The organism is Roseobacter sp. SK209-2-6 (genome assembly GCF_000169455.1).
Taxonomy (GTDB): Bacteria; Pseudomonadota; Alphaproteobacteria; order Rhodobacterales; family Rhodobacteraceae; genus Pseudophaeobacter.
Genome location: NZ_AAYC01000003.1, coordinates 275,435 through 301,162, shown reverse-complemented (window position 1 = coordinate 301,162; position 25,728 = coordinate 275,435). Strand labels below are relative to the sequence as shown.

General features: G+C 60.8%; 20 protein-coding genes and 1 riboswitch. Of the genes, 15 read left to right on the top strand and 5 right to left on the bottom strand.

What is annotated here, in order from left to right:
• Positions 1 to 42: 42 nt before the first annotated feature.
• Positions 43 to 273, bottom strand: a complete 231-nt coding sequence (locus RSK20926_RS07210) for a DUF1674 domain-containing protein (protein WP_050773049.1) — start codon at positions 271 to 273, stop codon at positions 43 to 45.
• 114 nt (positions 274 to 387) lie between these two features.
• Here RSK20926_RS07210 and RSK20926_RS07205 point away from each other — a divergent pair, with 114 nt between their 5' ends.
• The 7 genes from RSK20926_RS07205 (at position 388) to RSK20926_RS07175 (ending at position 9,344) form a co-directional block, all read left to right on the top strand.
• On the top strand, positions 388 to 1,686 hold the full coding sequence (locus RSK20926_RS07205; RefSeq protein ID WP_008205439.1) for an RsmB/NOP family class I SAM-dependent RNA methyltransferase: 1,299 nt from the start codon (positions 388 to 390) through the stop codon (positions 1,684 to 1,686).
• A 105-nt stretch (positions 1,687 to 1,791) separates the two neighbouring features.
• Positions 1,792 to 3,543 carry a heparinase II/III family protein gene (locus RSK20926_RS07200; RefSeq protein WP_008205438.1) on the top strand — a complete coding sequence of 584 codons (1,752 nt, stop codon included), beginning with the start codon at positions 1,792 to 1,794 and terminating at the stop codon, positions 3,541 to 3,543.
• 21 nt (positions 3,544 to 3,564) lie between these two features.
• Positions 3,565 to 5,154 carry a bifunctional phosphoribosylaminoimidazolecarboxamide formyltransferase/IMP cyclohydrolase gene (gene purH / locus RSK20926_RS07195; RefSeq protein ID WP_008205437.1) on the top strand — a complete coding sequence of 530 codons (1,590 nt, stop codon included), beginning with the start codon at positions 3,565 to 3,567 and terminating at the stop codon, positions 5,152 to 5,154.
• Between the two features lie 16 nt (positions 5,155 to 5,170).
• On the top strand, positions 5,171 to 5,656 hold the full coding sequence (gene lspA / locus RSK20926_RS07190) for a signal peptidase II (RefSeq protein WP_008205436.1): 486 nt from the start codon (positions 5,171 to 5,173) through the stop codon (positions 5,654 to 5,656).
• Between the two features lie 55 nt (positions 5,657 to 5,711).
• On the top strand, positions 5,712 to 6,233 hold the full coding sequence (locus RSK20926_RS07185; RefSeq protein WP_037254128.1) for a DUF3035 domain-containing protein: 522 nt from the start codon (positions 5,712 to 5,714) through the stop codon (positions 6,231 to 6,233).
• 424 nt (positions 6,234 to 6,657) lie between these two features.
• Positions 6,658 to 8,022, top strand: coding sequence for a M16 family metallopeptidase (locus tag RSK20926_RS07180; protein ID WP_008205432.1), 1,365 nt, complete (start codon positions 6,658 to 6,660; stop codon positions 8,020 to 8,022).
• Positions 8,019 to 9,344, top strand: coding sequence for a M16 family metallopeptidase (locus RSK20926_RS07175; RefSeq protein ID WP_008205431.1), 1,326 nt, complete (start codon positions 8,019 to 8,021; stop codon positions 9,342 to 9,344). Before RSK20926_RS07180 ends, RSK20926_RS07175 begins: the two co-directional genes overlap by 4 nt.
• A gap of 129 nt (positions 9,345 to 9,473) precedes the next feature.
• On the opposite strand, the gene RSK20926_RS07170 is transcribed toward RSK20926_RS07175, so the two are convergent.
• The 3 genes from RSK20926_RS07170 to deoC all read right to left on the bottom strand — a co-directional run bounded on the left by RSK20926_RS07170 (position 9,474) and on the right by deoC (position 13,736).
• Positions 9,474 to 10,301 carry an SDR family oxidoreductase gene (locus RSK20926_RS07170; RefSeq protein ID WP_008205430.1) on the bottom strand — a complete coding sequence of 276 codons (828 nt, stop codon included), beginning with the start codon at positions 10,299 to 10,301 and terminating at the stop codon, positions 9,474 to 9,476.
• Positions 10,302 to 10,325: 24 nt separating this feature from the next.
• Positions 10,326 to 12,668 carry an aldehyde dehydrogenase family protein gene (locus tag RSK20926_RS07165; RefSeq protein ID WP_008205429.1) on the bottom strand — a complete coding sequence of 781 codons (2,343 nt, stop codon included), beginning with the start codon at positions 12,666 to 12,668 and terminating at the stop codon, positions 10,326 to 10,328.
• Between the two features lie 78 nt (positions 12,669 to 12,746).
• Positions 12,747 to 13,736, bottom strand: coding sequence for a deoxyribose-phosphate aldolase (gene deoC, locus RSK20926_RS07160; RefSeq protein ID WP_008205428.1), 990 nt, complete (start codon positions 13,734 to 13,736; stop codon positions 12,747 to 12,749).
• A gap of 201 nt (positions 13,737 to 13,937) precedes the next feature.
• Here deoC and RSK20926_RS07155 point away from each other — a divergent pair, with 201 nt between their 5' ends.
• The 8 genes from RSK20926_RS07155 to RSK20926_RS07120 all read left to right on the top strand — a co-directional run bounded on the left by RSK20926_RS07155 (position 13,938) and on the right by RSK20926_RS07120 (position 22,917).
• Positions 13,938 to 14,891, top strand: a complete 954-nt coding sequence (locus RSK20926_RS07155; RefSeq protein WP_008205427.1) for a metal ABC transporter solute-binding protein, Zn/Mn family — start codon at positions 13,938 to 13,940, stop codon at positions 14,889 to 14,891.
• A 4-nt stretch (positions 14,892 to 14,895) separates the two neighbouring features.
• Positions 14,896 to 15,711, top strand: a complete 816-nt coding sequence (locus tag RSK20926_RS07150) for a metal ABC transporter ATP-binding protein (RefSeq protein ID WP_008205425.1) — start codon at positions 14,896 to 14,898, stop codon at positions 15,709 to 15,711.
• A gap of 16 nt (positions 15,712 to 15,727) precedes the next feature.
• A complete protein-coding gene (locus RSK20926_RS07145; protein ID WP_008205424.1) occupies positions 15,728 to 16,933 on the top strand; it encodes a metal ABC transporter permease in 1,206 nt (401 codons plus the stop codon).
• The gene (locus RSK20926_RS07140) at positions 16,930 to 17,859 is read left to right on the top strand and encodes a metal ABC transporter permease (protein WP_008205423.1); all 930 of its coding nucleotides are present in this window, start codon (positions 16,930 to 16,932) and stop codon (positions 17,857 to 17,859) included. The genes RSK20926_RS07145 and RSK20926_RS07140 overlap by 4 nt, the downstream gene beginning before the upstream one ends.
• Positions 17,860 to 18,006: 147 nt before the next feature.
• Complete coding sequence (gene mutL / locus RSK20926_RS07135; protein WP_008205422.1) at positions 18,007 to 19,968, top strand: DNA mismatch repair endonuclease MutL; 1,962 nt, start codon at positions 18,007 to 18,009, stop codon at positions 19,966 to 19,968.
• Positions 19,968 to 21,182 carry a DNA recombination protein RmuC gene (locus RSK20926_RS07130; RefSeq protein WP_008205421.1) on the top strand — a complete coding sequence of 405 codons (1,215 nt, stop codon included), beginning with the start codon at positions 19,968 to 19,970 and terminating at the stop codon, positions 21,180 to 21,182. The genes mutL and RSK20926_RS07130 overlap by 1 nt, the downstream gene beginning before the upstream one ends.
• Entirely contained in the window at positions 21,179 to 22,498 is a 1,320-nt protein-coding gene (locus RSK20926_RS07125; RefSeq protein ID WP_008205419.1) for an adenylate/guanylate cyclase domain-containing protein, read from the top strand. The genes RSK20926_RS07130 and RSK20926_RS07125 overlap by 4 nt, the downstream gene beginning before the upstream one ends.
• Before the next feature lie 95 nt (positions 22,499 to 22,593).
• Positions 22,594 to 22,917 (top strand): DUF3775 domain-containing protein, encoded by a 324-nt coding sequence (locus tag RSK20926_RS07120; RefSeq protein ID WP_008205418.1) that lies wholly within the window; start codon positions 22,594 to 22,596, stop codon positions 22,915 to 22,917.
• A 143-nt stretch (positions 22,918 to 23,060) separates the two neighbouring features.
• Here RSK20926_RS07120 and RSK20926_RS07115 read toward each other — a convergent pair whose 3' ends face one another.
• Positions 23,061 to 24,713, bottom strand: coding sequence for a U32 family peptidase C-terminal domain-containing protein (locus tag RSK20926_RS07115; RefSeq protein ID WP_008205417.1), 1,653 nt, complete (start codon positions 24,711 to 24,713; stop codon positions 23,061 to 23,063).
• A gap of 543 nt (positions 24,714 to 25,256) precedes the next feature.
• A riboswitch (cobalamin riboswitch) is annotated at positions 25,257 to 25,468 on the top strand.
• The last annotated feature ends 260 nt before the right edge of the window (positions 25,469 to 25,728 follow it).

Below are 25,728 nucleotides of genomic sequence, written 5' to 3'. Positions count from 1 at the left end.
GGGGCGGCGTGCAGTGGACGGCCTCCTCAGAAGTCAGTGCGGTCAGAAATCGATGGCAATGCCCTTTTTCTCCCAATCGCCATAGCGGGCCGGGTCCAGCCCGTCACGCCCGCCATATTCCGTGGGCGGGGGGGCTTTGGTTTGGGCCTCTTTGCGGCGCGCGGCAGCCTCGGCGAGGGCGCGCTGGGCGGCAGGGGGCAGGCTGGGGTCAATCTCGGGGCTTTCCGAAGCTGCATTGGTAGTGGCAGGCTCTGACGGGGTTTCGGCGCTCATAGCGGGTTCCTTTATGCTGGGGCCATGATATACGCCCCACCTGGCTGGGGACAAGTCGCCTGCTACCGAGAGAAACATACTTAACCGGCGACCCGCGCCACAGGAGTATCTGCGATGACCAGTCCAAAATCCGGTCCAAAACCCGGCCCGAAGTCCGATGGCATCCCAGCCCGCCGCACGGTGATCTACCTATTGGACCAGGTTCTGGGAGAGGGCAGGCTGCTGTCGGAATGCTATGCGGCTGGAGCTCTGGAGCGCCTGGCACCGGATGAACGCGCCCGTGCGCAACGACTGGCCGCGGAAACCCTGCGCAGTCTGGAACGGGCAGATCGTATCCTGCAAAAGCACCTGAAGAAATCGACGCCCCTGACGGTCCATAATGCCCTGCGCCTGGGCACGGTGGAGCTTTGCCAGGGTGGGGCGGCCCATGGGGTGGTCAATGCCATGGTGACCATCATTTCCAAACACCGCCGTCACGGAAAACTCAAAGGTCTGGTCAATGCTGTCCTGCGCAAGGTGGCAGAACAGGGCCCGGCCGAGTGGCAGAAGCTACGGGTGCCGCGACTGCCAAAATGGCTGCGCAGCCCCCTGGCAGAGGCCTGGGGCAATGAGGCGATGATGGCCATCGAGGCGGCGCATTTTACCGGCGCGCCCATTGATCTTACCGGAAAGAGAGGGGCAGACCTCTCTGCCTTGCCGGGGAAAAGACTGGCCACGGGGTCCTTTCGACTGGCCGAGGCGGGGCAGGTCTCTGCGCTGCCGGGTTATGAGGCCGGGGACTGGTGGGTTCAGGATGCGGCTGCGGCACTGCCCGCCCAAATGCTGGATGCAAAGCCGGGTGAGCGGGTTCTGGATCTCTGTGCCGCTCCCGGTGGTAAGACCATGCAGATGGCGGAGGCCGGCGCGCAAGTTTTAGCGGTTGATACCTCCGCGTCGCGGATGGAACGGTTGCAGGAAAACCTGACCCGAACCGGCCTAAACGCGGATCTGATCGTGGGCGATGCCCTGGAGCAAACCGGGCAATATGATGCGGTGCTGCTGGATGCGCCTTGTTCGGCAACCGGTACGATTCGTCGCCACCCGGATCTGCCTCATGCCAAGGATGGCAGCGGTTTTGGTGCTTTGATCGAGCTGCAGGCCCAGATGCTGGCCCATGCCTGGAGCCTGGTAAAGCCGGGCGGCCGACTGGTCTATTGCACGTGCTCGCTTTTGCCCGACGAAGGCGAATGCCAGGTCGAGGAAGCGCTGGATATGTTCCCGGATATGACAGTGGATCGCAGCGCTGTAGAGCTGCCAGGGGTGGAGCCGGATTGGATCACCGAAGAAGGTGGGCTGCGTCTGCGCCCCGACTACTGGTCTGATCGCGGCGGCATAGATGGCTTCTATATGGCGCTTCTGCGCAAATCCGCCTGAGCCTTACCCAAAGGTTGCATTCCCCGGTGACTTGCAGCCTTAGTCGGTCTATTGTTTCGGCAAAACGCCTGCAGTTTTTGGCATCGAGGGCGTGAGGCAGAGAGCATGTCCAGATATGACAGATTGGCGGGCCGCGGGACCCGCCTGATGAATAGGCTGTATGCCTGGCGCGCCCGCAAGCAGCCAGCGGCGACGGGCTTTGTCTCGCAGCCGGAACCCCGCACGATTGGCAGTTTTGCCCGTGGACGGCAGCTGGTGGCGGGCAACCTGCTCTTTGCGGGCTATCTGGTCGAATCAGAGACCACGGGCCTGTGGGAGGTTGCCGCTCCCGATGCGGCCTTTGAGGCAGAGCGTCAGGGCTTTGGCTGGTTGGATGACCTGGCTTCGGTGGGTGACATCCGCGCCCGCGTGAAAGCGCAGAACTGGGTCTGGGGCTGGATCAAGGCCCATGGCAGCGGTGGCCTGGGCACTCCGCTGGCCTGGAGCCCGGATCTGACCGGGCGTCGTTTGATTCGCTGGATCAACCATGCGCTCTTTTTGCTGAGTGGGCAGGACCGGGCAGAGAGTGATGTCTTCTTTCGCTGTCTTTCGCAGCAGACCTGGTTCCTGTCGCAGCGTTGGCAGGGGGCCTCTCCTGGGTTGCCCCGGTTTGAAGCGCTCACCGGTCTGATCTATGCGGGATTGGCTCTGCAGGGCCATGAGGAGCTGGCAGACCCGGCGGTGAAGGCGCTGGCGCTGGAATGTGAAACCCAGGTGGACAAAGAGGGTGGGGTGCCAACCCGCAACCCCGAAGAACTGCTGGAGGTCTTTACCCTGCTGACTTGGGCGGCAGCGGCGCTGCATGAAGCGGGACGCGCTGTTCCGGCCGCGCAAACCGCCGCAATCGAGCGGATTGCACCGGCCCTGCGTACCCTGCGCCATGCGGATGGCGGATTGGCCCGTTTCCACGGTGGCGGGCGCGGGCTGGAGGGTTGGTTGGACCATGCCCTGGCCGCAGCCCATGTTCCGGCGGTGCACAGCGAAGGGCTGGCCATGGGCTATGCCAGGCTGGCCGCGCGCCGCACTACGGTTGTGATTGATGCCTCACCTCCGCCAAAGGGCGCGGCTTCTGCCAATGGTCATGCCTCGACGCTGGCCTTTGAGCTGACCTCCGGCCGTCGGCCTTTGATCGTCAACTGCGGCTCTGGTGAGACCTTTGGGATGGAGTGGCGCCGGGCAGGCCGCGCGACGCCATCGCATTCGACGCTGTCTCTTGCGGGGCATTCCAGTGCCCGTCTGGCGGAGCCGGATCGTGCCACCGGGCAGGAACTGCTCATGGATGCGCCGACGAAGGTGCCGGTGGAGCTGCAGGAAATCGCGGATGGTATGCGATTTCAGGGGGGACACGATGGCTATCTTAAGGCTTTCGGCCTGACCCATGCGCGGACTCTGGATCTGGCTTTTGATGGCCGAGCGCTGGTTGGGGAAGACCTGCTCATTGCGATGGAAGAACAGGATGAGCGGCAGTTTTCCAAAGCGCTGGACAAAAGCGGGGTTGCAGGGATCGGCTTTGAAGTCCGCTTGCATCTCCACCCCGAAGTCGACGCGGCGCTGGATTTGAATGGCACGGCGGTTTCAATGGCCCTTAAAAGTGGTGAAATCTGGGTGTTTCGGCACGATGGGGTCTGCAATTTGAAGCTGGAGCCAAGTGTTTTTCTGGAAAAAACACGTCTGAAGCCCCGTGCGGCAAAGCAGATTGTTTTAACCGGGCGCGCAATCGAGTATGCGACACGCGTCCGGTGGACGCTGAGCAAGGCGCAGGAGACTGCTGTTGCGATCCGCGATCTCAACCGGGACGAGCCAGAGATTTTTGATTGAGCCTGCTAAGGACTGCCTGCCATGACCGAAATGACCCCCATCCGCCGCGCCCTTCTTTCCGTCTCCGACAAGACTGGATTGATCGATCTGGGTAAGGCTCTGGCCGAACGCGGCGTTGAGCTGCTCTCGACTGGTGGCTCCGCCAAATCACTGCGCGAAGCGGGCCTCACCGTCAAGGATGTCTCTGAAGTTACAGGGTTTCCTGAAATGATGGATGGGCGCGTCAAGACCCTGCACCCCAAGGTGCACGGCGGTCTTCTGGCCCTGCGCGGCAATGCGGATCATGTCAAGGCGATGGAAGAGCATGACATCGGGCCCATCGATCTCTTGGTTGTGAACCTCTACCCCTTTGAGGAGACCGTGGCCAAAGGGGCGGATTACGACACCTGCATCGAAAATATCGACATCGGTGGCCCGGCAATGATTCGCGCTGCGGCCAAGAACCACGGTGATGTGACCGTTGTGGTTGATGTTCAGGATTACGATAAGCTTCTGGGTGATATGGATCAGCATGGCGGCGCAACTTGCCCAAAATTCCGCCGCAAGCTGGCGCAGGTCGCCTATGCCCGCACCGCCGCCTATGACGCGGCTGTTTCCACCTGGCTGGCCGGCGCGCTGGATCTGGAAGCGCCGCGCCGCCGCGCCTTTGCCGGTGAGCATAAGCAGACCCTGCGCTATGGCGAGAACAGCCACCAGAAAGCCAGCTTTTACACCGATGGCAGCAACCGCCCCGGCGTGGCAACCGCCACCCAGCTGCAGGGCAAGGAGCTTTCTTACAACAATATCAACGACACCGATGCAGCCTTTGAGCTGGTGGCAGAATTCGACCCGGCTGAGACCGCTGCCGTGGCGATCATCAAACACGCCAACCCCTGCGGTGTGGCACGCGGGGAAACCCTGGTTGAGGCCTACCAAAAGGCCTTTGACTGCGACCGCACCTCTGCCTTCGGCGGTATTGTGGCGCTGAACCAGCCGCTGGACGCCGAAACCGCCGCCAAAATCGTCGAGATCTTCACCGAAGTGGTAATCGCGCCCGGTGCTTCTGATGAGGCCAAGGCGATCTTTGCCGCCAAGAAGAACCTACGCCTGTTGCTGGCGGATGGCCTGCCGGATCCGCGCCAGCCGATCACCGCCTACAAACAGGTTGCCGGCGGCGTGCTGGTTCAAGACAAGGATGTTGGCTATGTCGGCATGGAGGACCTGAAGGTAGTGACTGAAAAGGCCCCCACAGAAGAGCAGATGCAGGATCTTCTGTTTGCCTGGAAAGTCGCCAAACATGTCAAATCCAACGCCATCGTCTATGTCAAAGGCAGCGCCACCGTGGGTGTCGGTGCCGGTCAGATGAGCCGTCTGGACAGCGCCAATGTCGCTGCCTCAAAGGCGCAGCGCATGGCTGATGAGCTGGGTCTGGAAGAAAGCCTCGCCAAAGGCTCTGCCGTCGCCTCTGACGCCTTCTTCCCCTTTGCCGACGGTCTGCTGGAAGCGGCAGCGGCTGGCGCCACCTGTGTGATCCAGCCCGGCGGTTCGATGCGCGATGATGAGGTGATCGCCGCGGCCAATGAAAAGGGCATCGCCATGGTCTTCACCGGCATGCGCCACTTCCGCCACTAAGACGCAGAGACGAGAGATGACGGCAGCACGCATGATGTTCTGGGGCGCTTTTTGGGCCTTTCTGGTGGACCAGGCCAGCAAATATCTGGTGGTCCATTGGATGGGGCTTTCCCAGCGGCTCAGCATCGATGTGCTGCCGCCCTTTCTCAACTTTCGCTACGGTGAGAACACCGGCATCAACTTTGGTCTCTTTGGGGGCGGTGATGAGATCGGGCGCTGGGTCCTGATCGCGCTGCCCTTGGCGATTTGCCTTGGGTTGGCGCTTTGGGCTGGACGCGACGCCAGCAAAGGGCCTGTGGTCCATTGCTCTGCTGGTTTGGTTATTGGCGGTGCTCTGGGGAATGTTGTGGACCGTTTGCTCTATGGGTACGTTCTGGACTTCCTCAACATGTCCTGTTGCGGCATCAATAATCCCTTTGTTTTCAACCTCGCGGATGTCTTTATCTTTGCGGGAGCGGCGGGTTTGATCCTGTTTGACAACAGCAGCAAAAAGGCTGCGTGACCTCTTGCGCGGAATGGGTTAAAACCGCTGGGAAACTTGCAGGAGACTTGGGGAAATGAGGTTTTCTCTGACAATTTTGGTACTCACAAGCGCCCTTGCTGTGTCTGGTTGCGTCCAGAAAACCCTGCGGGATATCCGGCAGACAGGGGCCGGGCCGGATGAGTTCCTCGTACTCCCAAGTAAACCGCTGAGTGAGCCGACTAGTTACAGTGCTCTGCCGACGCCTACACCGGGTCAAAGCAATCTGTCAGATCCGAATCCTCGCGCCGAAGCTATTGCAGCATTGGGTGGGAGACCCGAAGCACTGATTCCGGGTGAAGGTATTCCTTCCAGTGAAGTTGGGTTGGTCACGGCCTCAAGTCGCTATGGCGTTGAGCCCAACGTACGTGCCGTGGCAGCTGCAGAAGATGCCGCCTTCCTCAAGCGCAAGCGCAGGGGTGGCAAGATCAAGATCGCACCAGTGGATCGCTATGAGCAGATCTATTCAAAGCAGACATTGGACCCGTTTGCTGCAAATGCAGCTTTCCGGCGCGCCGGGGTCGCAACACCCTCTGCACCCCCATATGTGAGCGAATAGAGAAAAGCATCCTCTCTCACAAACGAGTTGGACCGCCTGACAGAGAGAGGGCGGTCTTTTCAGTTCCAGCTCTTCAGTTTTCGCCAAGAGGCGAGCTCTCTCGGCCCAAATCGACACGTTCAAAAAAGCTGGATCAGAAGGCATAGGCGCCTGCCAGTTGGCCGCTATGGGTTTTTTGTTGATCCGGTCCTACGGCTCACATTTTCGGTAGTCCCGCTTGCACAAGCTGGGCAAGCGCGTAGGTTGAATGAAGCAGACGAACAGAGAAATCCAAAGCACAGGGCTGCGCGGATGGACCTAAATTGGATTGTTGTAGTGGTAATAAGCAATGCTCCATTTTGAAACCAGGCCCATGCCCCGCTCTGTGCGATGGGACAAAAAGCCTTTCCCACGGATGGAAAGGCCAAAAAAAGGAGGATGCCTCATGATCCGCAGGATCGTACTGGCGGCAGCAATCTTGACCGCCGGGTTAACAGGAGCCCGGGCTGATACCAGCCAAGGTGGCAGCGAAATCACTGATCAAATCACATCCTTCAGCCTCGATAACGGGATGCAGGTGGTTGTGGTTGAAGATCACCGCGTACCGGTGGTGCAGCATATGGTCTGGTACCGTGCCGGCTCTGCCGATGAGCCGATCGGGCAATCCGGTGTCGCCCATTTTCTGGAACACCTTCTCTTTAAGGCGACGGATAAGCTGGCGGCAGGGGAACTCTCTGCGACCGTTGCGGCCAATGGCGGGCGCGACAATGCCTTTACCAGTTACGATTACACCGCCTATTTCCAGCGTGTTGCTGCCGATCGGCTGGAGCTGATGATGCAGATGGAGAGCGACCGTATGGTCAATATCCGTCTTACCGAGGAAGATATCGTCACCGAACGCGAGGTGATTCTGGAGGAGCGCAATCAGCGCACCGACAACAACCCCCGCGCTCTCTTTGGTGAGCAGCTGAACGCAGCACAGTATCTCAATCATCGCTATGGCCAACCGATCATCGGTTGGCGCCACGAGATGGAAGAGCTGGACATGGCGGATGCGCTTTCCTTCTATGGCACCTACTACGCACCAAACAATGCCATCCTGGTGGTGTCCGGTGATGTCGACCCTCAGGAAGTGAAGCGCCTGGCAGAGGTTTATTATGGTGCAATCCCCGCCAATCCAGAGCTGCCGCTTGTACGACAGCGCAGCAAGGAACCTCCGCAGACTGCGGAGCGTCGCCTGACTTATAAGGATCCGCGCGTTGCCCAGCCCTATCTGCAGCGCAGTTATCTGGCACCAGAGCGGGACGCAGGGGCGCAGGAAAAGGCGGCTGCCCTTTACCTGTTGTCTGAAATCCTGGGAGGGGGGACCACCTCCTATCTGGCCAATGCCCTGCAGTTCGACCAGCAGGTTGCGGTCTATACTGGCGTTTTCTATTCCGGCACCTCACTGGACGATACCAGCTTTGATTTTCTCGTTGTGCCCGCTCAGGGTGTCAGCCTGGAGGAAGCAGAAGACGCATTGGATGCCAGCGTTGCGCAGTTCCTTGAGGAAGGGGTGGATCAAGAGCAGCTGGACCGGATCAAACTACAATTACGCGCCTCCGAAGTTTATGCCCGCGACAATGCCGAAGGGATCGCCAACCGCTATGGGCGGGCGCTGAGCAGCGGGTTGTCGATCGAGGATGTGCAGGCCTGGCCGCAGATCCTGCAATCCATAACCGGAGATGAGATCATCGCAGCGGCACAGGAAACCCTGCGCCCGCAAAGCTCGGTCACTGGGTATCTCATGCGCCAGGAGGAGGCCGAATGATGCGTTTCAAGACTATGATGGTTGCCCTCTGTGCCTGGATCTTGCTTGGAGCGCTGCCTGGGCGGGCTGAGATCAACATCCAGGAGGTGACCTCTCCTGGCGGCATCAAGGCCTGGCTGGTTGAGGACCACTCGATCCCTTTCACCGCGCTGGAGCTGCGGTTCCGCGGCGGCACCTCTCTGGACGCACCTGGAAAACGGGGTGCGACCTATTTGATGGCAGGCCTTCTGGAGGAAGGCTCTGGCGAGATGCAGGCGCAGGAATATGCCCGCGCACTGGAGAAGCTGGCAGCCTCCTTTGGCTATGACGCCGATCGTGACAGCCTGTCGATTTCAGCGCAGTTTCTCAGCGAAAATCGCGACGACGCCATGGCGTTGTTGCATCAGACATTGCATCAGCCGCGCTTTGATCAGGACGCCCTGGACCGGGTGCGTGCTCAGGTCCTGGCCGGTCTGCGTTCGGATCTGAAAGACCCCAATGAAATCGCCGGTCGCGCCTTTGCCAAGATGGCCTACGGCGATCACCCTTACGGCAGCCCCGGCAAGGGCACGATTGACAGCGTATCCGACCTCAGCCGACAGGATATGTTTGACGCCTATGAGGCGATTTTTGCCCGCGATAGGCTCTATGTGAGTGCTGTGGGCGACATCTCTCCGGCGGAGCTGGGCGCGCTGCTGGACCAGCTGCTTGGTGATCTGAACGAGGCAGGTGCACCGCTGCCTGGCCCAGCGAATGTGGCGATTGAAGGCGGCGTTTCCATCGTTGACTATGACACGCCGCAGTCGGTGGCGCTCTTCGGTCATGTCGGCATCACCCGGGACGATCCGCGTTTCTTTGCGGCCTATATCATGAACCAGATCCTGGGCGGGGGCTCCTTCGAGAGCCGTCTGATGACAGAGGTCCGCGAAAAGCGCGGGCTGACCTATGGGGTCTATGCCTATCTCTACCCGCAGGATCTTGCCTCGGTCTATCTGGGGCAGCTGGGGTCGGCGAATGAAAAGATGGCGGAAGCGGTGGAGGTTATTCAGAGCGAATGGCAACGTCTGGCAGGTGAAGGCGTCACGGAAAAAGAGCTGGCAGATGCCAAGACCTATCTGACCGGCGCTTATCCGCTGCGTTTTGACGGCAATGGCCGCATTGCATCAATCCTGGTCAGCATGCAGATGGACCGGCTGCCTATCGACTATGTGAAGACCCGCAACGACCATATCAATGCGGTGACACTGGAAGAGATCAACCGGGTAGCCTCGGAAATCCTGCTTCCAGAGCAACTGCATTTTGTTGTGGTTGGTCGCCCCGAAGGTCTTCGCGAAAGCAACTAACGCCCTTTTTGGGGTGGGCAGCGCCGCGCGTCAGCGTGGCGCTGGGCCCAACGGGAGTGGATCTGTCAAAGATCCAGCGACGGGCGGGAGCTCCCCGTGGCGATGGTCTTCCTGCGCCGGGGCAGCGTACTATTTCTTGCTGGCAGAGGCAGCGCGCAGCATATGTCCCATCATCTCGCCGGTGCTGCCTGAACCACGCTGATAAAGCGCGCCGTCGACTGCCAGCACCGTGCCGCTGATATAGCTGGCCTGATCTGAGCTCAGGAACAGGCAGGCATTGGCGACATCCTCACAGGCGCCGAGCCGTCCCAGCGGAATGCTGCGGGTGAGGCCCTTTAGCACTTCCGGGCTTGGCGCCAGACGCTTGGCGCCCTCGGTGCCGTCGATAAAGCCGGGCACCACCGAATTGACCCGGATGCCCTCCAGCCCCCACTCCATGCTCAATGTGCGGGTGATTTGGTCGACACCGGCCTTGGCGGCGCAGACATGGGCCTGGCCCTCATAGGGCAGGTAGGACTGCGGGGCAGAGATATTGATGATGCTGGCACCGGGGCGCTTCAGATGCGGATAGGCCGCCTTCATCACATGGATGGTGCCCATCAGGTCAATATCGATCACGGTCTTGAAGGCATTGACCGACATATCCGCCGCCAGAGCCGGAAAATTGCCCGCAGCACCCGAGACCAGCACGTCAATCTCGCCATAGGCTTCCTGGATTGCGGCAAAGCCCTCGGCAACGGCCATCGCATCGCGCACATCAAAAGCGATGCCCATGGCGGTCTGCGCGCCCGCGCTTTCCAGCGCGGTCACGGTATCGTCGACCTTGTCCTGAGAGCGGGAGGCAACGGCCACGCGGGCGCCCGCTGCGGCAAAGCTCTCGGCGATACTGCGGTTGATACCGCTGGTGCCGCCGATCACGACCACTGTTTTGTTGTTGAAATCAAAGACGGTGGCCATGGCAGTGCTCCTGTTTGCCTTGGGCTATTCCCCGTAGGGCACCCAGATGTTTTTGACTTCCGTACTTTCTAACAGGAATTTCCGGCTGTGATCGACAGACCAGTCAGGCGACGTGGCGTTAGCCACCCAGCTGCGCTTGAGGTTGCTTGCAGAGGCAAGCTCCACCGTTTCAGCCACATCAGAGGAGGAGAAGCTCCAGACCGCATCCACATTCATATGTGAGGCCAAGGGGCCTGCGATTTCATCCGCAGAACCAGTGAGGATGTTCACCACCCCGCCTGGCAGATCCGAGGTCTCCAACACCTGGTAGAAATCGGTTGCTACCAATGGGAAGGGTTCTGACGCGAGCATGACCATGCGATTGCCCATGGCAATGGCAGGCGCCAGGACCGAGACCAACCCCAAGAGCGGCGCATCATCCGCGCAGAGCGCACCGATGACGCCAACCGGTTCTTTCATCGCCAGTGCCACCGCCCGCATTGGCACCCCATGGGCCTGACCATCATATTTGTCGGCCCAGGCAGCGGCGGTGAAGAGCCGCTGGATCGAGGCCTCAACCTCCTTGGCGCCGCTCTTCTTGCCAGTCATGGCATCGATGCGATGGGCAAACTCCGCCGCCCGGGCAGAGAGGTTCTCACCGATGTAATAGAGGATCTGTGCGCGCAGGTGCCCGGTTGTCTTGGACCAGCCCTTGGCGCCCGCTGCGGCCTCAACCGCGTTGCGCACATCCTTGCGATTGGCCAGACCAACCTGACCCAGAAGATCGCCCTTTGGGCCATAGACGGATTTTGAATATCCGCTATCGGGGCGGGCTTGCTTGCCACCGATATACATTTTTGCGGTGCGGTCTATCACATCCACAGGCGCGCTGCCGGGTTTGCCTTCAAAGGCCGCAACTTTGCTGCGCGCTTTGCCCTTGGTTTTTTCACGGGTATAGGCCGAAAGCCCCTCCCAGCCACCTTCGCGTCCAAAGCCGCTTTCACGAACCCCACCAAACCCGGCGGCGGCATCAAACATATTGGTGCCATTGATCCAGATGACCCCCGCTGCCAGTTGCGGCGCAATATCCAGGGCCAGATTGATATTCTCGCTCCAGACCGAGGCAGCAAGGCCGTAACGGGTGTTATTGGCCAGTTCCACTGCCTCTGCCGGGGTGCGGAAGGTGCAGGAGACCAGGACCGGGCCAAAGATCTCTTCCTGCATCAGCGTATCAGCAGGAGAGAGGCCTTCGATCAAGGTCGGAGGGAAATAGCAGCCCTGATGCGGTAGGCGCATCTCCGGCTGATAGGTCTCACCGGCGGTATTGGCTTTGACCATGCCTGCAACCGTATCCAACTGTACCGGATCAACAAGGGCACCAATATCGATGGATTTGTCCAGCGGATGGCCCAGCCGCAGCTTGTCCATGCGGGCCTTCAGCTTCTTGTAGAAACGCGGGGCAATGCCCTCCTGCACCAAAAGGCGCGAGCCGGCACAGCAAACCTGACCCTGATTGAACCAGATCGCATCCACCAGCCCTTCGACAGCGCTGTCGATATCTGCGTCATCAAAGACGATGTAGGGGGACTTTCCGCCCAGCTCCAATGTCAGTGCCTTGCCGGTACCAGCGGTGGCTTCGCGGATCTTGCGGCCCACGGCGGTGGAGCCGGTAAAGGCGATCTTGTCGACCTCTGCATTGACGATCAGCTCACCCACAGAGCCATCGCCGGTGACGATATTGACGACACCCTTGGGTAGGCCGGCCTGGCGGCAGATATCCGCAAAGAGGAGAGCGGTGAGCGAGGTATATTCCGCGGGTTTCAGCACTACCGTGTTGCCCATGGCAATGGCGGGTGCCACTTTCCAGGCCAGCATCAAAAGCGGGAAGTTCCAGGGAATGATCTGACCGCAAACGCCCAGGGCCTCTGCATCGGGCAGTTCACTTTCCATCAGCTGGGCCATGCCGGCGTGATAGTAGAAGTGGCGCTGCGCAAGTGGCACGTCGATATCACGTGTCTCGCGGATTGGTTTGCCGTTATCCAGGGTCTCCAGCACCGCAAAAAGGCGAGAGTGCTTCTGCAAAAGCCGCGCCAGCGCATAGAGGTACTTTGCGCGGCCAGGGCCCCCCAGTTTTTCCCATTTGGGCTGTGCAGAACGGGCGGCCTTTACCGCGCTTTCCACATCTGCCTGTGTGGCCTGGCTGAGGGTTGCCAACACTTCGCCGGTGGCAGGGTTGCGGCTTTCAAAGCCATCGCCGGGCGTGGTGAATTCGCCATTGATGTAATGGCCAAAGCGGTCGCCCTGGTCGACCAACCAAGCCAGTGCCTCGGCAGCGCTTTCGGGTGCGGGGCCATAGTCCATGGATTCGAACTTCTCTTTGACGGTCATAATCTGTGTCCTTTCACGGGGCGCCAATTGCCCCAAAACGCCGAGATCATCCTGAGGCAGGAGATCTCGAGGCGCGGGTTAGCCCATGGCGTGACGGTGACCGGCGGAATAGGCGCCGGTGATGTGGTGCTCCAGCTGGCGCTCGATATCGCCCAAGAGCGAGGAGGCACCAAAGCGGAACAGATCCGGCTGCAGCCAGCGGTCCCCCAACTCTTCTTTGATCAGAGCCAGATAAACCAGCGAATCCTTGGCCTTGGAAATACCGCCCGCTGGCTTGTAGCCGACGCGGAAACCAGTGCGCTCATAATAGTCGCGGATGGCGCGGATCATCACCAGAGAGACGGGCAGGGTGGCGTTGACGCTCTCCTTGCCGGTGGAGGTCTTGATGAAATCGGCGCCCGCCATCATGCAGACCAGCGAGGCACGCGCCACATTGCGCAAAGAGCCCAGCTCGCCGGTGGCGAGAATGGCTTTTACATGGGCTTCGCCGCAGGCCTGACGAAAGGCCCGCATCTCGTCATAGAGCGCCTGCCAATTGCCAGAGAGTACATGGCGGCGCGAGATCACGATGTCGATCTCGGTGGCGCCGGCTCTGACGCTCTCTTCGATCTCCGCCACTCGCAGGTGGAAGGGCGACAGTCCCGCCGGGAAGCCGGTGGAAACCGCAGCGACTGGAATATTGGTGCCTTTCAGGGCTTCGACAGCGGCTGGGATCATATCGTGATAGACGCAGACCGCACCGGTGGTGATGCCCTCCATGCCGAGTGCTTTCAGCATCTCTGGTCGCACTGGCTGGCGTGCCTTGGCGCAGAGGCGGCGGACGCGGGGCTCGGTGTCATCGCCTGACAGGGTGGTCAGGTCCATGCAGGTGATGGCCTTCAGCAGCCAGGCTGCCTGGTTGTCCTTTTTGACGCTGCGCCGTCCGGGCAGCGTGCCGCAGCGACGCTCGATCGCTGAAGTATTGGCCTGCACGGCGGCGACCCAGTCCAGGTCCAGCGGCATGCCTGGGTTGCGCGGCTCATCGCCATGCGCCTCGGTGGCGCGGTGTTCCATGGTTTGGCTTTCCATTCCGGGGTCCTCAACAGAGTTCTGCGCGAAAGTCGCACGGGTGCGGCATCTTGGCAAGAAATCCCGGGCCAAATTCGGGGGAAATTTGACCTTTTGGACAAATAATATGCTCTTTGTTGCGAATAATTCGCATTTTCATTGACAGTATTGAGAATCATTCTCATATAGACAGCAGGTTTGAATTTACGGAGGCTGCATCCCATGCGGTTCAAGAATCTCTTTCTGGCGGCGGCTGCTGCTGTTCTGGCGGCAAGCCAGGCCTGGGCCGAGGCCCCTCTCAAAGTGGTGGCGACCACTGGCATGATTGCAGATGCCGCGCGCCAGGTGGGTGGCGATGAGGTTGATGTGAAGGCCCTGATGGGGCCGGGCGTGGACCCGCATGCCTACCGCCAGACCCGCTCCGACATCGTGGCGATGACCCGCGCCGACCTGGTGCTGTGGCATGGCCTCTATCTTGAGGCGCAGATGGAAGAGTTCTTCCATGATCTGGAGCGTAAGCGCACCGTGGTGGCAGTGGCCGAGGGCCTGCCCAAGGATGTGTTGCGCGGGCATGATGATTATGCCGACAAATTCGACCCGCATGTCTGGATGACGCCTGCGCTGTGGAAACTGGTGGTGGGCGAGGTGCAAAAAGCCCTGACAGAGGCGCGTCCTGAGGCCGCAGATGAATTCGCCGCCAATGCTGCGGCGCATCTGAAAGACCTCGACCGTCTGATCGCCTATGGTTCGGAAATGCTGGCCCGCGTGCCCGAAAGCAACCGCGCCTTGGTCTCTGCTCATGATGCATTCGGCTACTTTGGCCGTGACTATAATTTTGACGTTCTGGGCATCCAGGGCATCTCCACCCAATCCGAGGCTGGCCTTAACCGTATCGGCACCCTGGTGGACCTGCTGGTCGAGCGCGGCATCACCGCCGTCTTCGTAGAAAGCTCGGTCTCTGACCGTTCTGTTCGCGCCCTGATCGAAGGAGCTGCGGCCCAGGGCCATGAGGTCACCATCGGCGGTGAGCTGTTCTCCGATGCCATGGGGGCGGACGGCACCTATGAGGGCACCTACGTGGGCATGCTGGACCACAACTTCACCACCATCGGCGGTGCCCTGGGCGCGGAAGTGCCCGAGCGCGGCATGGACGGCAAACTCTCGGCGGGGCTCTAAGATCATGACAGTGGAACTTGCCAGCATCGAAGGCCAGCGCCCGGACGGACAAGAGCGGGAGCAGGATCTCTCCAAAAGCCCGCTTTCGATCCGCGGTCTGACGGTCACCTACGGGGAAAAACCCGCGGTCTTTTCGGTCGACATGACCGTGCAGCCCGGTCAGATGACCGCAATCATCGGCCCCAACGGGGCTGGCAAGTCCACCATGCTCAAAGCCGCCCTTGGCATCGTGCCGCCAGTTTCTGGCCGGGTGCAGGTCTTTGGCCGGCCCCTTGAGGAGCAGCGCGCCCGCATCGCCTATGTGCCGCAGCGCGCCAGCGTCGATTGGGATTTCCCCACCCGCGTCATTGATGTGGTGCTGATGGGCCTCTACCGCGAGCTGGGCCTGCTTTCCCGCATCAGGGGCGAACACAAGGCCCGCGCGCAGGAGTGCCTCGAACGTGTTGGCATGGCCGATTTTGCAGAGCGTCAGATCGGCCAGCTCTCTGGCGGCCAGCAGCAGCGGGTCTTTCTGGCCCGGGCCCTGGCGCAGGGGGCGGACCTCTACCTTCTGGACGAGCCCTTTGCGGGCGTTGATGCAGCAACGGAAAAGGCGATCATCTCGGTGCTGAAATCGCTGCGCGCAGCGGGCAAGACCGTGGTCGTGGTGCATCACGATCTGGCGACGGTGGCCGAGTATTTCGACAATGTCTTCCTGATCAATACCCGCCGCGTGGCCGAAGGCCCGGTGGCCGAGGCCTTTACCGAGGCGACGCTGCAAGCGGCCTATGGCGGGCGTCTGGCCACCACCCAGGTGTCGCAGCTGGCACATAAAGCCTGAGAAAGGACGCGAGACAATGCTGTTGGACGCGCTCCTTCTCCAGCTGGGGTATAACGCCACCCTGGTCGCCATTGGCGCTGCCCTTCTGGGCACGGCCGCCGGCATTACCGGCACCTTTCTGTTCCTGCGCAAACGCGCGCTGGTTTCCGATGCGGTGAGCCATGCGACCCTGCCGGGCGTCTGCATTGCTTTCTTGCTGATGGCGGCACTGGGCGGCGACGGGCGCAATCTGGCCGGGCTCCTCCTGGGCTCTGCGGTTTCAGCGGGCGCTGGGCTTTGGTGCATGAACTGGCTGACACGCAATACCCGCCTGGCGGAAGACGCCGCAATCGGCGCGGTGCTCTCGGTCTTCTTCGGTTTCGGTGTGGTGCTGCTGACGGTCATTCAAACCCTGGGCATTGGCCGTCAGGCCGGGCTGGAGGGCTTCCTCCTCGGCTCCACTGCAGGCATGCTCTACAGCGATGCGCTGGTGATTGCCCTTGGCGGCGCGGCGACCCTGTTCCTGGTGCTGCTGACCCGCCGCCCAATGACCTTGGTGGCTTTTGACCCCGAATACTCAGCGGCCCGCGGGCTGCCGGTCAGCAAGATCGATATGCTGATGATGGGTCTGGTCATGGCGGTCACAGTTGTGGGCCTCAAGATCGTTGGCCTCATTCTGATCGTCGCACTGCTGATCATCCCGCCGGTCACCGCCCGCTTCTGGACAGAACGATCCGAGCACGTGGTGCTCTTGGCCGGTCTCTTTGGCGGGCTTGCCGCCTATAGCGGTGCTGCGGTCTCGGCCTCCGCCCCCAACTTGCCCACCGGGCCGATCATAGTGCTGATGAGCTTTGTCTTTTTTGCGCTCTCTCTGTTCTTTGCTCCGAACCGCGGCGTGCTGGCGGCTTTTTTGCGCCACATGCGTTTCCAGCGCCGGGTGCACCTGCGCCAGGGCCTTTTGGCTCTGGCCCAGGGGCAGGCCATCTATGAGGCCCTGACCCTGCGGCTGCTGCGGCGGGCGGGCCTCGTGCGCGCCGACGGGGTGGCAACTGAAAGGGGCCGCGCCCGCGCCGCCAAGGCATTGCGGGATGAGCGCCGCTGGGAGGTGGTGCGCAGCGATATGGCGCATGAGGCCACAGCAGCGCTTTACGATGGGCTGCGTGACATCGAAACGGTGCTGACCCAGGATCAGATAGCAGAGATCGACCGCCGCATTGGCGGACCTCAGGAGGTGCCGGCATGAGCGGCGAAGAATTTGTCCCCCTTTCCCTGACGCCCCTGCTGATTGGTGTCTTTGCGGCGGTGGCCTGTGCCCTGCCGGGGAATTTCCTGCTCCTGCGCCGACAGGCCTTGATTGGCGATGCCATCAGCCATGTGGTGCTGCCGGGCATCGTTGTTGCCTTCCTGATTTCGGGAGCGATTTCGGCGGGGCCGATGATGCTGGGCGCGGCCGGAGCTGCCGTGGTGGCGGTGGTGCTCATCGAGGCCATCCGCCGCCTGGGCCGCATCGAGCCCGGCGCCGCCATGGGGGTGGTCTTCACCACCATGTTTGCCGGCGGCGTGCTGCTGTTGGAGCAAACCGATACCTCCACCGTGCATCTCGATGTAGAACATGCGCTCTATGGTAATCTGGAAAGCCTGATCTGGCTGGATGCCATCGGCTGGTCCTCGCTCCTGGACGCAGAAGCGCTCAGCAACCTGCCGGTGGAGCTGCCGCGCATGGCGCTGACCCTGGTTGGGGTCTGCCTCTTTATCGCGGTCTTCTGGCGGGCGCTGAAGATCTCGACCTTTGATGAGGGCTTTGCACGCACCATGGGGATCCGCACCAATGCGCTGGGGCTTGGCCTGGTGATCACCGCAGCGGTGGCGGCGGTGGCTGCCTTTGATGCGGTGGGCTCGATCATCGTGATTGCGATGTTCATCTGCCCGCCGGCGGCAGCGCGGATGATGACCAACCGTCTGGAGGCGCAGATCGGCTGGAGCGTTGGTTTTGCGGTGATCGCAGCGGTTGTGGGCTATGTGCTGGCGGGCTACGGGCCGCTTTGGCTGGGCCAGCAGGATGCGGTGAGTGCGGCCGGGATGATCGCGACTATATCCGGCCTGATCCTGGCCCTGGCGGCTGTTTTTGGCCCCTGCCGCAGCCGCGCCGGAGCCCCCGCCGGAGTCTGAGGGCTCTCTAAAGAGGAAAAGACCCGCCGCCCCTGCTTCGGGGCGGCGTTTTTCTGTACATTACATCCTGCGGGCCATCTGGAGCTTTGTTCCCCTCTTGTTCGATTTGCCATGGCAGAATCAAGGTGACCTGCTAGATTTGGGGGCATGAGCAGCTCTGACACCTATAAAGCCCCCCATAGCGACCCCAATCCAGCCTCCCATACCGGCGGCAGCAGCCGTCCTCAGATCCGTCAGCTGGATGACAGCGCCATCAACCGTATCGCCGCTGGCGAGGTGGTGGAACGCCCGGCTTCTGCGGTCAAGGAACTGGTGGAAAACGCCATTGATGCAGGTGCACATCGTATCACGGTAGAGATTGCTGATGGCGGCAAGACCCTGATCCGGGTCACCGATGATGGCTGCGGCATGAGTGCTGAGGACCTTCCTCTGGCCCTCTCGCGCCATGCCACCTCCAAAATCGACGGTTCGGATCTGTTGAATATCCATACCTTCGGTTTCCGCGGTGAGGCACTGCCCAGCCTCGGCGCCGTGGGGCGGCTGACCATCACCAGTCGCGCGGCGGGCCATGATGCGGCCCAGATCAAAGTTTCTGGCGGCAGGATGGATCCGGTCAAACCCGCCGCTCTGCGCGCGGGCACGGTGGTGGAGCTGCGCGATCTCTTTTATGCGACGCCCGCGCGCCTCAAGTTCATGCGCACCGATAGGGCAGAGGCCCAGGCGATTGGCGATGTGATCAAGCGCCTGGCCATGGCGGAGCCTTCGGTTGGCTTTACCCTGCGTGATGTCTCCGGCGGTGGCGAAGGCCGCGTCACCTTCCGCGCCGATCCCCTGAGCGGGGATCTTTTTGATGCGCTGCACGGGCGCCTGGCCTCGGTGCTGGGGCGGGAGTTTGCGGAAAACGCGCTGAAGATCGATGCGGAGCGCGAGGGCGTGCGGCTCTTTGGCTATGCGGCGCTGCCGACCTATTCGCGCGGTGCGGCAGTGGCGCAGTTCCTCTTTGTGAATTCGCGCCCGGTGAAGGACAAGATGCTAACCGGTGCGCTGCGGGCGGCCTATTTCGATTTCCTCAGCCGCGACAGGCACCCGGCGGCGGCGCTATTTATCGATTGCGACCCGACCCTGGTCGATGTGAACGTACACCCGGCCAAATCCGAGGTGCGTTTCCGTGATCCTGGAGTGGCACGCGGCCTCATAGTTTCGGCCCTGCGCCATGCCCTGGCAGAGGCGGGGCACCGGGCCTCGACCACAGTTGCGGGGGCCACCCTTGGCGCCATGCGTCCCGAAGCTCCCACCGCGAGCGGCGCGCCACGGGTCTATCAGATGGACCGGCCCTCTTTTGGCGCACGCAATGCTTCCTATGCGGCGCAATCCCCCGGCCAGCCGCTGGCGCAGAGTGCTGATGCGCCGCCATCGCAGGGCTTTGCGGAGCTCGCCACGGCCTATAGCGGCAGGGTGCTGGAGGAGACCGCAGAAGCACCGGGTCAGATGCCGGATGCGCCCACGACCTCCTCGCCCGGTGCTGAAGAACTGCCTTTGGGTGCGGCGCGCGGCCAGGTGCATGAAAACTACATCATCGCCCAGACCCGCGATGGCATGGTCATCGTCGACCAGCATGCAGCTCACGAACGCCTGGTCTATGAAAGGCTGAAGGCGCAGATGGCGGAAAACGGGGTCGCCGCCCAGGCGCTGCTGATCCCCGAAATCGTCGAGCTGGGCGAAAGTGACTGCGCCCGCCTCCTTTCCCATGCGGAGGATCTGAAAAAATTCGGCCTCACCCTGGAAGCTTTCGGCGGAAATGCTGTTGCCGTGCGTGAAACCCCTGCACTCCTGGGAGAGGTGAACGCAGGGGCCATGGTGAGGGACATTCTGGATGAGCTGGATGATCTGGGCGAAAGCCAGCTGGTGCAGGCCCGGCTTGAGGCGATCCTCAGCCGGGTCGCCTGCCATGGCTCGATCCGCTCGGGCCGCCGGATGCGCGGTGAGGAAATGAACGCGCTGTTGCGGGAGATGGAGGCGACGCCGCACTCCGGCCAGTGCAACCATGGCCGGCCGACCTATGTGGAGCTGAAACTCGCAGATATCGAACGGCTCTTTGGGCGCAGCTGATGGAAGGCATGGGCGAAGCCATAGCGGCAATGGATGAGATCTGGATGCTGATCCTGATCGCGGGCAGCGGCGCGCTGGTTCTGCTCCTAGTGTTGTTTCTCTCGCTCAGAGCGTCCAACCGGGCGGCGCAGGCCTTGCTGCCGATGAGCCGCCAGATGGCGCAGCTGGGGCAATCGGTGCAGCAGCTGCAGGGCGGATTGCAGCATGTCTCTGATACGCAGGCGCAGGCGCAGTTGCAGCTGATGCAGGTGGTCGAAACCCGTCTGGGCACGGTTCAGCAGCAGATGAGCGATAGGCTGGCGGAGAATGCGCTGAAACAGAACCAGGCCATGGCTGAGCTGCAGGAACGTATGAAGGAGAGCCTGCACGGCAATACCAAGCATACCGTGACCTCGCTGACGCAGCTGCAGGAACGGCTGGCGGTGATCGACAAGGCACAGGACAATATCACCAAGCTTTCAGGCGATGTGCTGTCGCTGCAGGATATTCTGTCAAACAAGCAGACCCGTGGCGCCTTTGGTGAGATCCAGTTGCATGACATCGTGTCAAAGGCGCTGCCAGCGGGCAGCTTTACGATGCAGGCGACCCTCAGCAATGGCAAGCGAGCTGACTGCCTAGTACATCTGCCGGACCCGCCTGGGCCGATCGTGATCGACAGCAAGTTCCCGTTGGAGCCCTATGAAGCGCTGCGCCGGGCCGAAAGCCGAGATGAGATGGCCTATGCCATGCGGCAGATGAAAACAGCGGTAAGGGCGCATATCCGGGCCATTTCGGAAAAATACATTCTGGAGGGCGAAACGGCGGAAGGGGCGCTGATGTTTCTACCGTCTGAGGCGGTCTACGCAGAGCTGCACGCCAACTTCAACGCCGTGGTGCGTGAGGGCTTTGCCGCCCGGGTCTGGATCGTTTCGCCAACAACCTGCATGGCGACGCTGAACACTATGCGGGCGATTCTGAAAGACGCGCGCATGCGCGAACAGGCGGGCGCTATCCGCAGCGAGCTTTCACTGCTGCACCGGGATGTAGAGCGTCTGGGCGACCGGGTTGGAAATCTGGACCGGCATTTCGGCCAGGCGGCTAAGGATATCGCCGAGATCCGGATCAGTGCGGAAAAAGCCGGGCGCCGCGCCAAGAGGTTAGACAGTTTTGATTTCGAGGAAATCGAACCGGCCTCTGAACCGACAAATATCGTACCGCTGGAGCAGAGAGAATGACTAAGGCACGCACGCCGGACCAGGCGCTTCTGCGTAAAGCAGAGGTCGAGATTGAACGCCTTGTCGCCGCGCTGCGGGTCGGGGCTGCCCTGATATTGCTGACGGCCTTTGTGCTGGCGGTAAAGGGAGGCGGCGAAGAGGTGCCGGATCTTTACCTGCGGCGGCAGTGGATCATCGCCTTCCTGGCGATTCTCTCCTATCTGGTCCTGGGGTGTTTTGGCTATTGGCTGTCGACAACTGGGAAGTTTCGCAGCTGGATGGTCTGGCCAGCGGTGACACTGGACTGCCTCTTTATGCTGGTCAACAGCTGGGCCAGCCTTGCCAATGGCGGCTTTCCCGGTGAAATGACATTCATGCTGCCGCCGATCTGGCTGGTTCCGGTTGTGCTGGGATTTACCCTGTTACGCTTCAACCCCTATCTGCAGGCCTATTGTGTGTTCCTGATAGCAGGTGGCTTGGCCTATCTGACACTATGGGACCCGGTGAGCATCACGCCTGATATTGCTCGCCGCGCCGAAGAACTGGTCTCTACCCCTCCTAATATCGTGCGGGTTGTGATGATCGCTCTGGGCGGTGCAGTCTTGGTCATTGCGGCCTATCGGACCCGAAGGCTGCTGCACGATTCCCTGGTGGATGCCCAGGCCCGGGCCAACCTCACCCGCTATCTGCCAGCACAGATGGCTGATCAGCTTGCTGGTGGCGCGTTGGAAGAATTACGTCAGGGGCGCCAGGAGGAAATGGTGGTGATGTTCACAGATGTTCGTGGCTTTACCGAATGGTCCGAGGGGCGGGCACCTGAAGAAGTCGGCGCCTATATCAGTGAGTTCCGCCATCGCGTTTCAAAAGCAGCGGGGGTCTCGGGAGGCATGATTGATAAGTTCATTGGTGATGCGGCCATGATCCTCTTCCGGGGCGGTGATGCGGCTCAGCGTTCTTTGAGCTGTGTCGATGCCCTGCTGCAGGAGCTGCGGGACTGGGGGGCAGAACGTCAGGCCATGGGGCGCAATCCTGTGAGAGCAGGCATTGGCCTGCACATGGGGGACGTTTTTTCTGGGGTAGTCGGAGATGAGGCACGTTTGGAATATTCCGTCTTTGGCGATACAGTAAACATCGCCGCGCGGTTGGAAGAGCTGACCAAAAGCGCCGGGGTTGCAGTGGTAACATCTGCTGCGGTGCTGGAAGCGGCGGGAACAGAGCCCGCGCGCGAGGGCTGGTCTCAACTGCCGGCGATGCCCCTGCGCGGGCGCAAAGAGCCGCTTGCCCTCTTTGGACGGGAACAGGTTGATAGCGCGGTTCAGTTGAAGGGCACAGGCTAGGACTTTCAAGGATCTGGTGCATTGCCTCAGATCAAAGACCGCAGAGCTGTTCTCCTGTCACATGAAGACAAGCGGCGAACAGAAGGAGTGTTGCAATGCTGGAGATCTCTAACCGCAAGGTGGCGCAGGTGGCCGTTATGGCGCGTGAACTCGACCGGGCTGAGGGAGAGCTCAGAGCCTTTATTGACCGCCTGGGGATGGATGAACAGGCGGAACTGACCGCCATCATGTGGATCGGGCGCGGCAGCTTTGAGGCGGAAGAGCTGGGCGAAGCCATCGAAACTGCAAAACGCGAAGCCACCACCCCGACCGCCGACTACCTGATCGGCACCCCGCATCTGGCCGATAATATCGAAGCCGGGTTGGAAGCCTTGGGCGTGGATGTGCACGAGGCCGAAGGGGATGTGATCGGGCGCTGAGCCCGGTCCGACCGTTCCCGGCCTTTCTGGTGCACGGGTCGCAGAGGCTTCTAAAGAGGCGCTGAGCAGGCTCCGCCCCGTGCCAAGCCCGCACGGCCGCTTCCCTGGCAGGCATGGCTTCCCCACAAGACGGGTGCCATCCCCTAGAGCTGCGGCATGGCCAGTTTCAGGCTGCTTGCTTCTGCACGGCTCAGCTGCTCACCCTGTTTGCGTTTCAAGAGCACCTCGCGGGCACGGGCATATTGGTCGTCCTGCCAGAAGATCAGACAGCCGTTGCAGCCCTTGCCGCAGCAGCCATCAACGCCGACCCGGTTGGTCTTGAAACGTCGTTCATTGCCGTCCTCGGCGATGCTTTCAACCAGGGCGTCACGGCGTTTTTCATAGGCCTTGGGGTTTTCCTTGCCGCTGATCTCCAGACCCTGGGTGAGCTTGTCAAAGCGCACCCGGTTCCACTGTTCTTCGGTCAAGGCGCGTTCCTTGCGCATCACCGAATACTGCGGGAAACGGGCTTTCAGGTCATCCAAGTTCTCATGGTCAAACAGGGTAAAGGGCAGGCGGATCACTGTCTTGGTGCTGCCCTGGACCACATCTGTGCGTTTGCCGTTTGCCGCATTTTCAAAGTCATAGACCCGCAACAGTACTGTCTCGCGCGAAATGGGTGAGACAAACTCCAGCACCTCGCCGGCCACCAGCTTGTTCTTCACTTCGACGTGGAAGGCATCTTCTGTGACCTCGCGCACCACACCAGCATATTCCCACTGCGCCAGTGAGGCTGTGTGCTCGTAGTTATGGGAATAATTGGTCAGGCGCCCTTCGTGGAAGGCCAGAGTGTAGCCGCGGTTCCCCACAGCTTCCAGCTCACGCATATAGGGTTTGGGATCCCAGTTTTCCGGGTCGGCATAATAGTCATCGATGGCCATGCGGTAGGTGCGGGCGACGATGGCGCAGTAGTATTCCGATTTGCCCCGGCCCTCGACCTTGAGGCTGTCGACGCCGATGCGCAGGTAATCATCGAGCTTGGGCATAATGCAGAGGTCTTTGGAGTTGAGGATATAGGACCCGCGCCCGTCTTCCTCGATCGGCATCAGCTCACCGGGGCGGCAGCCCTCTTCCAACAGGAACTCAAACATATCCGCATTGTCTTCGGTGATGTTCAGCTCCTGCACGGTGCCGTCCTTGAGGCGCATGCGGACGCCATAGTTCCAGCGGCAGGAATTGGCGCAATTGCCCTGGTTGGCGCCGCGCTCAGCCATGAAGTTCGACAGGAGGCAGCGCCCGGAATAGGTCATGCACATCGCACCATGCACAAAGGCTTCCAGCTTGATATCCGGGCATTTCTCGCGGATTTCTGCCAGTTCGGCAAAGGAGACTTCGCGCGCCAGCACGCAGAGATCGGCGCCCTGGTCCTGCCAGAATTTCACCGAGAGCCAGGAGCATATATTGCTCTGGGTCGAGATGTGTAGCGGCAGCTCGGGCGCGCGGTCCTTGACGTATTGGAATACGCCGGGATCCGCGATGATCAAGCCATCGGGACGCACCTTGCGCACCGTCTCGATATATTCATCTAGCTTGCCGACGTCCTTGTTATGGGAAAACAGGTTCAGCGTCAGATAGGCGCGCCGCCCGTGCTGATGGCAGAACTCGACCCCCTCGATGACCTCTTCCAGCGAGAACTCCGATTTGGTGCGAAGGGACATATCCGGGGTGCCCAGATAGACAGCATCCGCACCATAGAGGATTGCGAGCTTTAGCTTGCGCAGATTGCCGGCGGGCATCAGGAGTTCGGAGCGTTTCATGGCCTGGTCTCACATAGAGGCGGGGAAGGCTGCGCTATAGGACAAAGCCACCGCCAAGGGAACCTATATACCAAAGGCATGTTTCTGTGGGCAGAGCAGAAGGCGGCGCAAGAAATGAAATTCTCCTCTGTCTGCTTCGAGCCCAATTTGCACCTTGGATTTCTTCGCTGCGCGTGCTCGCAGCAGCAAAATCGCCGCGGCTGTACCATTTTGGACGCCGCTGGGCGGCGTAAAAACCAGCTGTTCAAGCATGTTGCAGAGAGATCTGTCACCCGAATCCACAGGTCGCCAACCGGAGCTGAATTCCACCCCAACTACAGCTTAGGGTGCCACGAGTGTCGGCTTCGCGCAGGGAGGCCAACTTAATTGAGGCACTGCCTAACAGGCTGGTTCATTACAACACAGGTTACTGAGGCAATTTAGCTGAACCATTAGCTGCAATGGCCATGTCCATTGAAACTGACGCTCTTGAATTTTGCTGCTTTTGGCCCAACTCGAAGCCTTACCTTTTGGTTCGGGGCAATTGACAATTCTGTCAGCGTGCGCCTACCTGTTTTCGATGGTTCCTCAGGGCAGAATGCTGAGAGGATGAAAAAGGGAACACGGTGAGGTGTAGCCAACAGGCGCTGAATCCGTGACTGCCCCCGCAACTGTAAGCGGATAGCGACGCCAAGCACCCACTGGCCGTAAGGCTGGGAAGGATGGCGCAGCCAAGACCCGCAAGTCAGGAGACCTGCCATCGTGAATTCAACCAAGCCGGGACGGGGCGTCCTGGAAGGAGGCCTTATGGCGCGCATCCTGCGTATCTCGGAAACTTGCTCCCACTGTCTGGGCTCGCTTGGACGTAGCCGCAGGTGCGGTTGGCCTCCCTGACAACATCTTGTCCATGTAGGTTCCGCAGCTGCCTGCGTAACACCTGAGCTGACGCAGCTGTCTGCTGAATCAGTGCTTGTTATATTATTACATAACCTGTACACCTCCCCCAAATTTCCCTTGTCAGAAACCTAAGGACCAA

Bases quoted from the DNA above. Each gene is read 5' to 3' on its own strand.
- RSK20926_RS07115 (WP_008205417.1), bottom strand. From the start codon at position 24,713: ATGAAACGCTCCGAACTCCTGATGCCCGCCGGCAATCTGCGCAAGCTA.
- lspA (WP_008205436.1), top strand. From the start codon at position 5,171: ATGACGGCAGCACGCATGATGTTCTGGGGCGCTTTTTGGGCCTTTCTG.
- mutL (WP_008205422.1), top strand. From the start codon at position 18,007: ATGAGCAGCTCTGACACCTATAAAGCCCCCCATAGCGACCCCAATCCA.
- deoC (WP_008205428.1), bottom strand. From the start codon at position 13,736: ATGGAAAGCCAAACCATGGAACACCGCGCCACCGAGGCGCATGGCGAT.
- RSK20926_RS07130 (WP_008205421.1), top strand. From the start codon at position 19,968: ATGGAAGGCATGGGCGAAGCCATAGCGGCAATGGATGAGATCTGGATG.
- RSK20926_RS07140 (WP_008205423.1), top strand. From the start codon at position 16,930: ATGAGCGGCGAAGAATTTGTCCCCCTTTCCCTGACGCCCCTGCTGATT.
- RSK20926_RS07210 (WP_050773049.1), bottom strand. From the start codon at position 273: ATGAGCGCCGAAACCCCGTCAGAGCCTGCCACTACCAATGCAGCTTCG.
- RSK20926_RS07120 (WP_008205418.1), top strand. From the start codon at position 22,594: ATGCTGGAGATCTCTAACCGCAAGGTGGCGCAGGTGGCCGTTATGGCG.
- RSK20926_RS07170 (WP_008205430.1), bottom strand. From the start codon at position 10,301: ATGGCCACCGTCTTTGATTTCAACAACAAAACAGTGGTCGTGATCGGC.
- purH (WP_008205437.1), top strand. From the start codon at position 3,565: ATGACCGAAATGACCCCCATCCGCCGCGCCCTTCTTTCCGTCTCCGAC.
- RSK20926_RS07180 (WP_008205432.1), top strand. From the start codon at position 6,658: ATGATCCGCAGGATCGTACTGGCGGCAGCAATCTTGACCGCCGGGTTA.
- RSK20926_RS07205 (WP_008205439.1), top strand. From the start codon at position 388: ATGACCAGTCCAAAATCCGGTCCAAAACCCGGCCCGAAGTCCGATGGC.
- RSK20926_RS07145 (WP_008205424.1), top strand. From the start codon at position 15,728: ATGCTGTTGGACGCGCTCCTTCTCCAGCTGGGGTATAACGCCACCCTG.
- RSK20926_RS07155 (WP_008205427.1), top strand. From the start codon at position 13,938: ATGCGGTTCAAGAATCTCTTTCTGGCGGCGGCTGCTGCTGTTCTGGCG.
- RSK20926_RS07150 (WP_008205425.1), top strand. From the start codon at position 14,896: ATGACAGTGGAACTTGCCAGCATCGAAGGCCAGCGCCCGGACGGACAA.
- RSK20926_RS07185 (WP_037254128.1), top strand. From the start codon at position 5,712: ATGAGGTTTTCTCTGACAATTTTGGTACTCACAAGCGCCCTTGCTGTG.
- RSK20926_RS07175 (WP_008205431.1), top strand. From the start codon at position 8,019: ATGATGCGTTTCAAGACTATGATGGTTGCCCTCTGTGCCTGGATCTTG.
- RSK20926_RS07125 (WP_008205419.1), top strand. From the start codon at position 21,179: ATGACTAAGGCACGCACGCCGGACCAGGCGCTTCTGCGTAAAGCAGAG.
- RSK20926_RS07165 (WP_008205429.1), bottom strand. From the start codon at position 12,668: ATGACCGTCAAAGAGAAGTTCGAATCCATGGACTATGGCCCCGCACCC.
- RSK20926_RS07200 (WP_008205438.1), top strand. From the start codon at position 1,792: ATGTCCAGATATGACAGATTGGCGGGCCGCGGGACCCGCCTGATGAAT.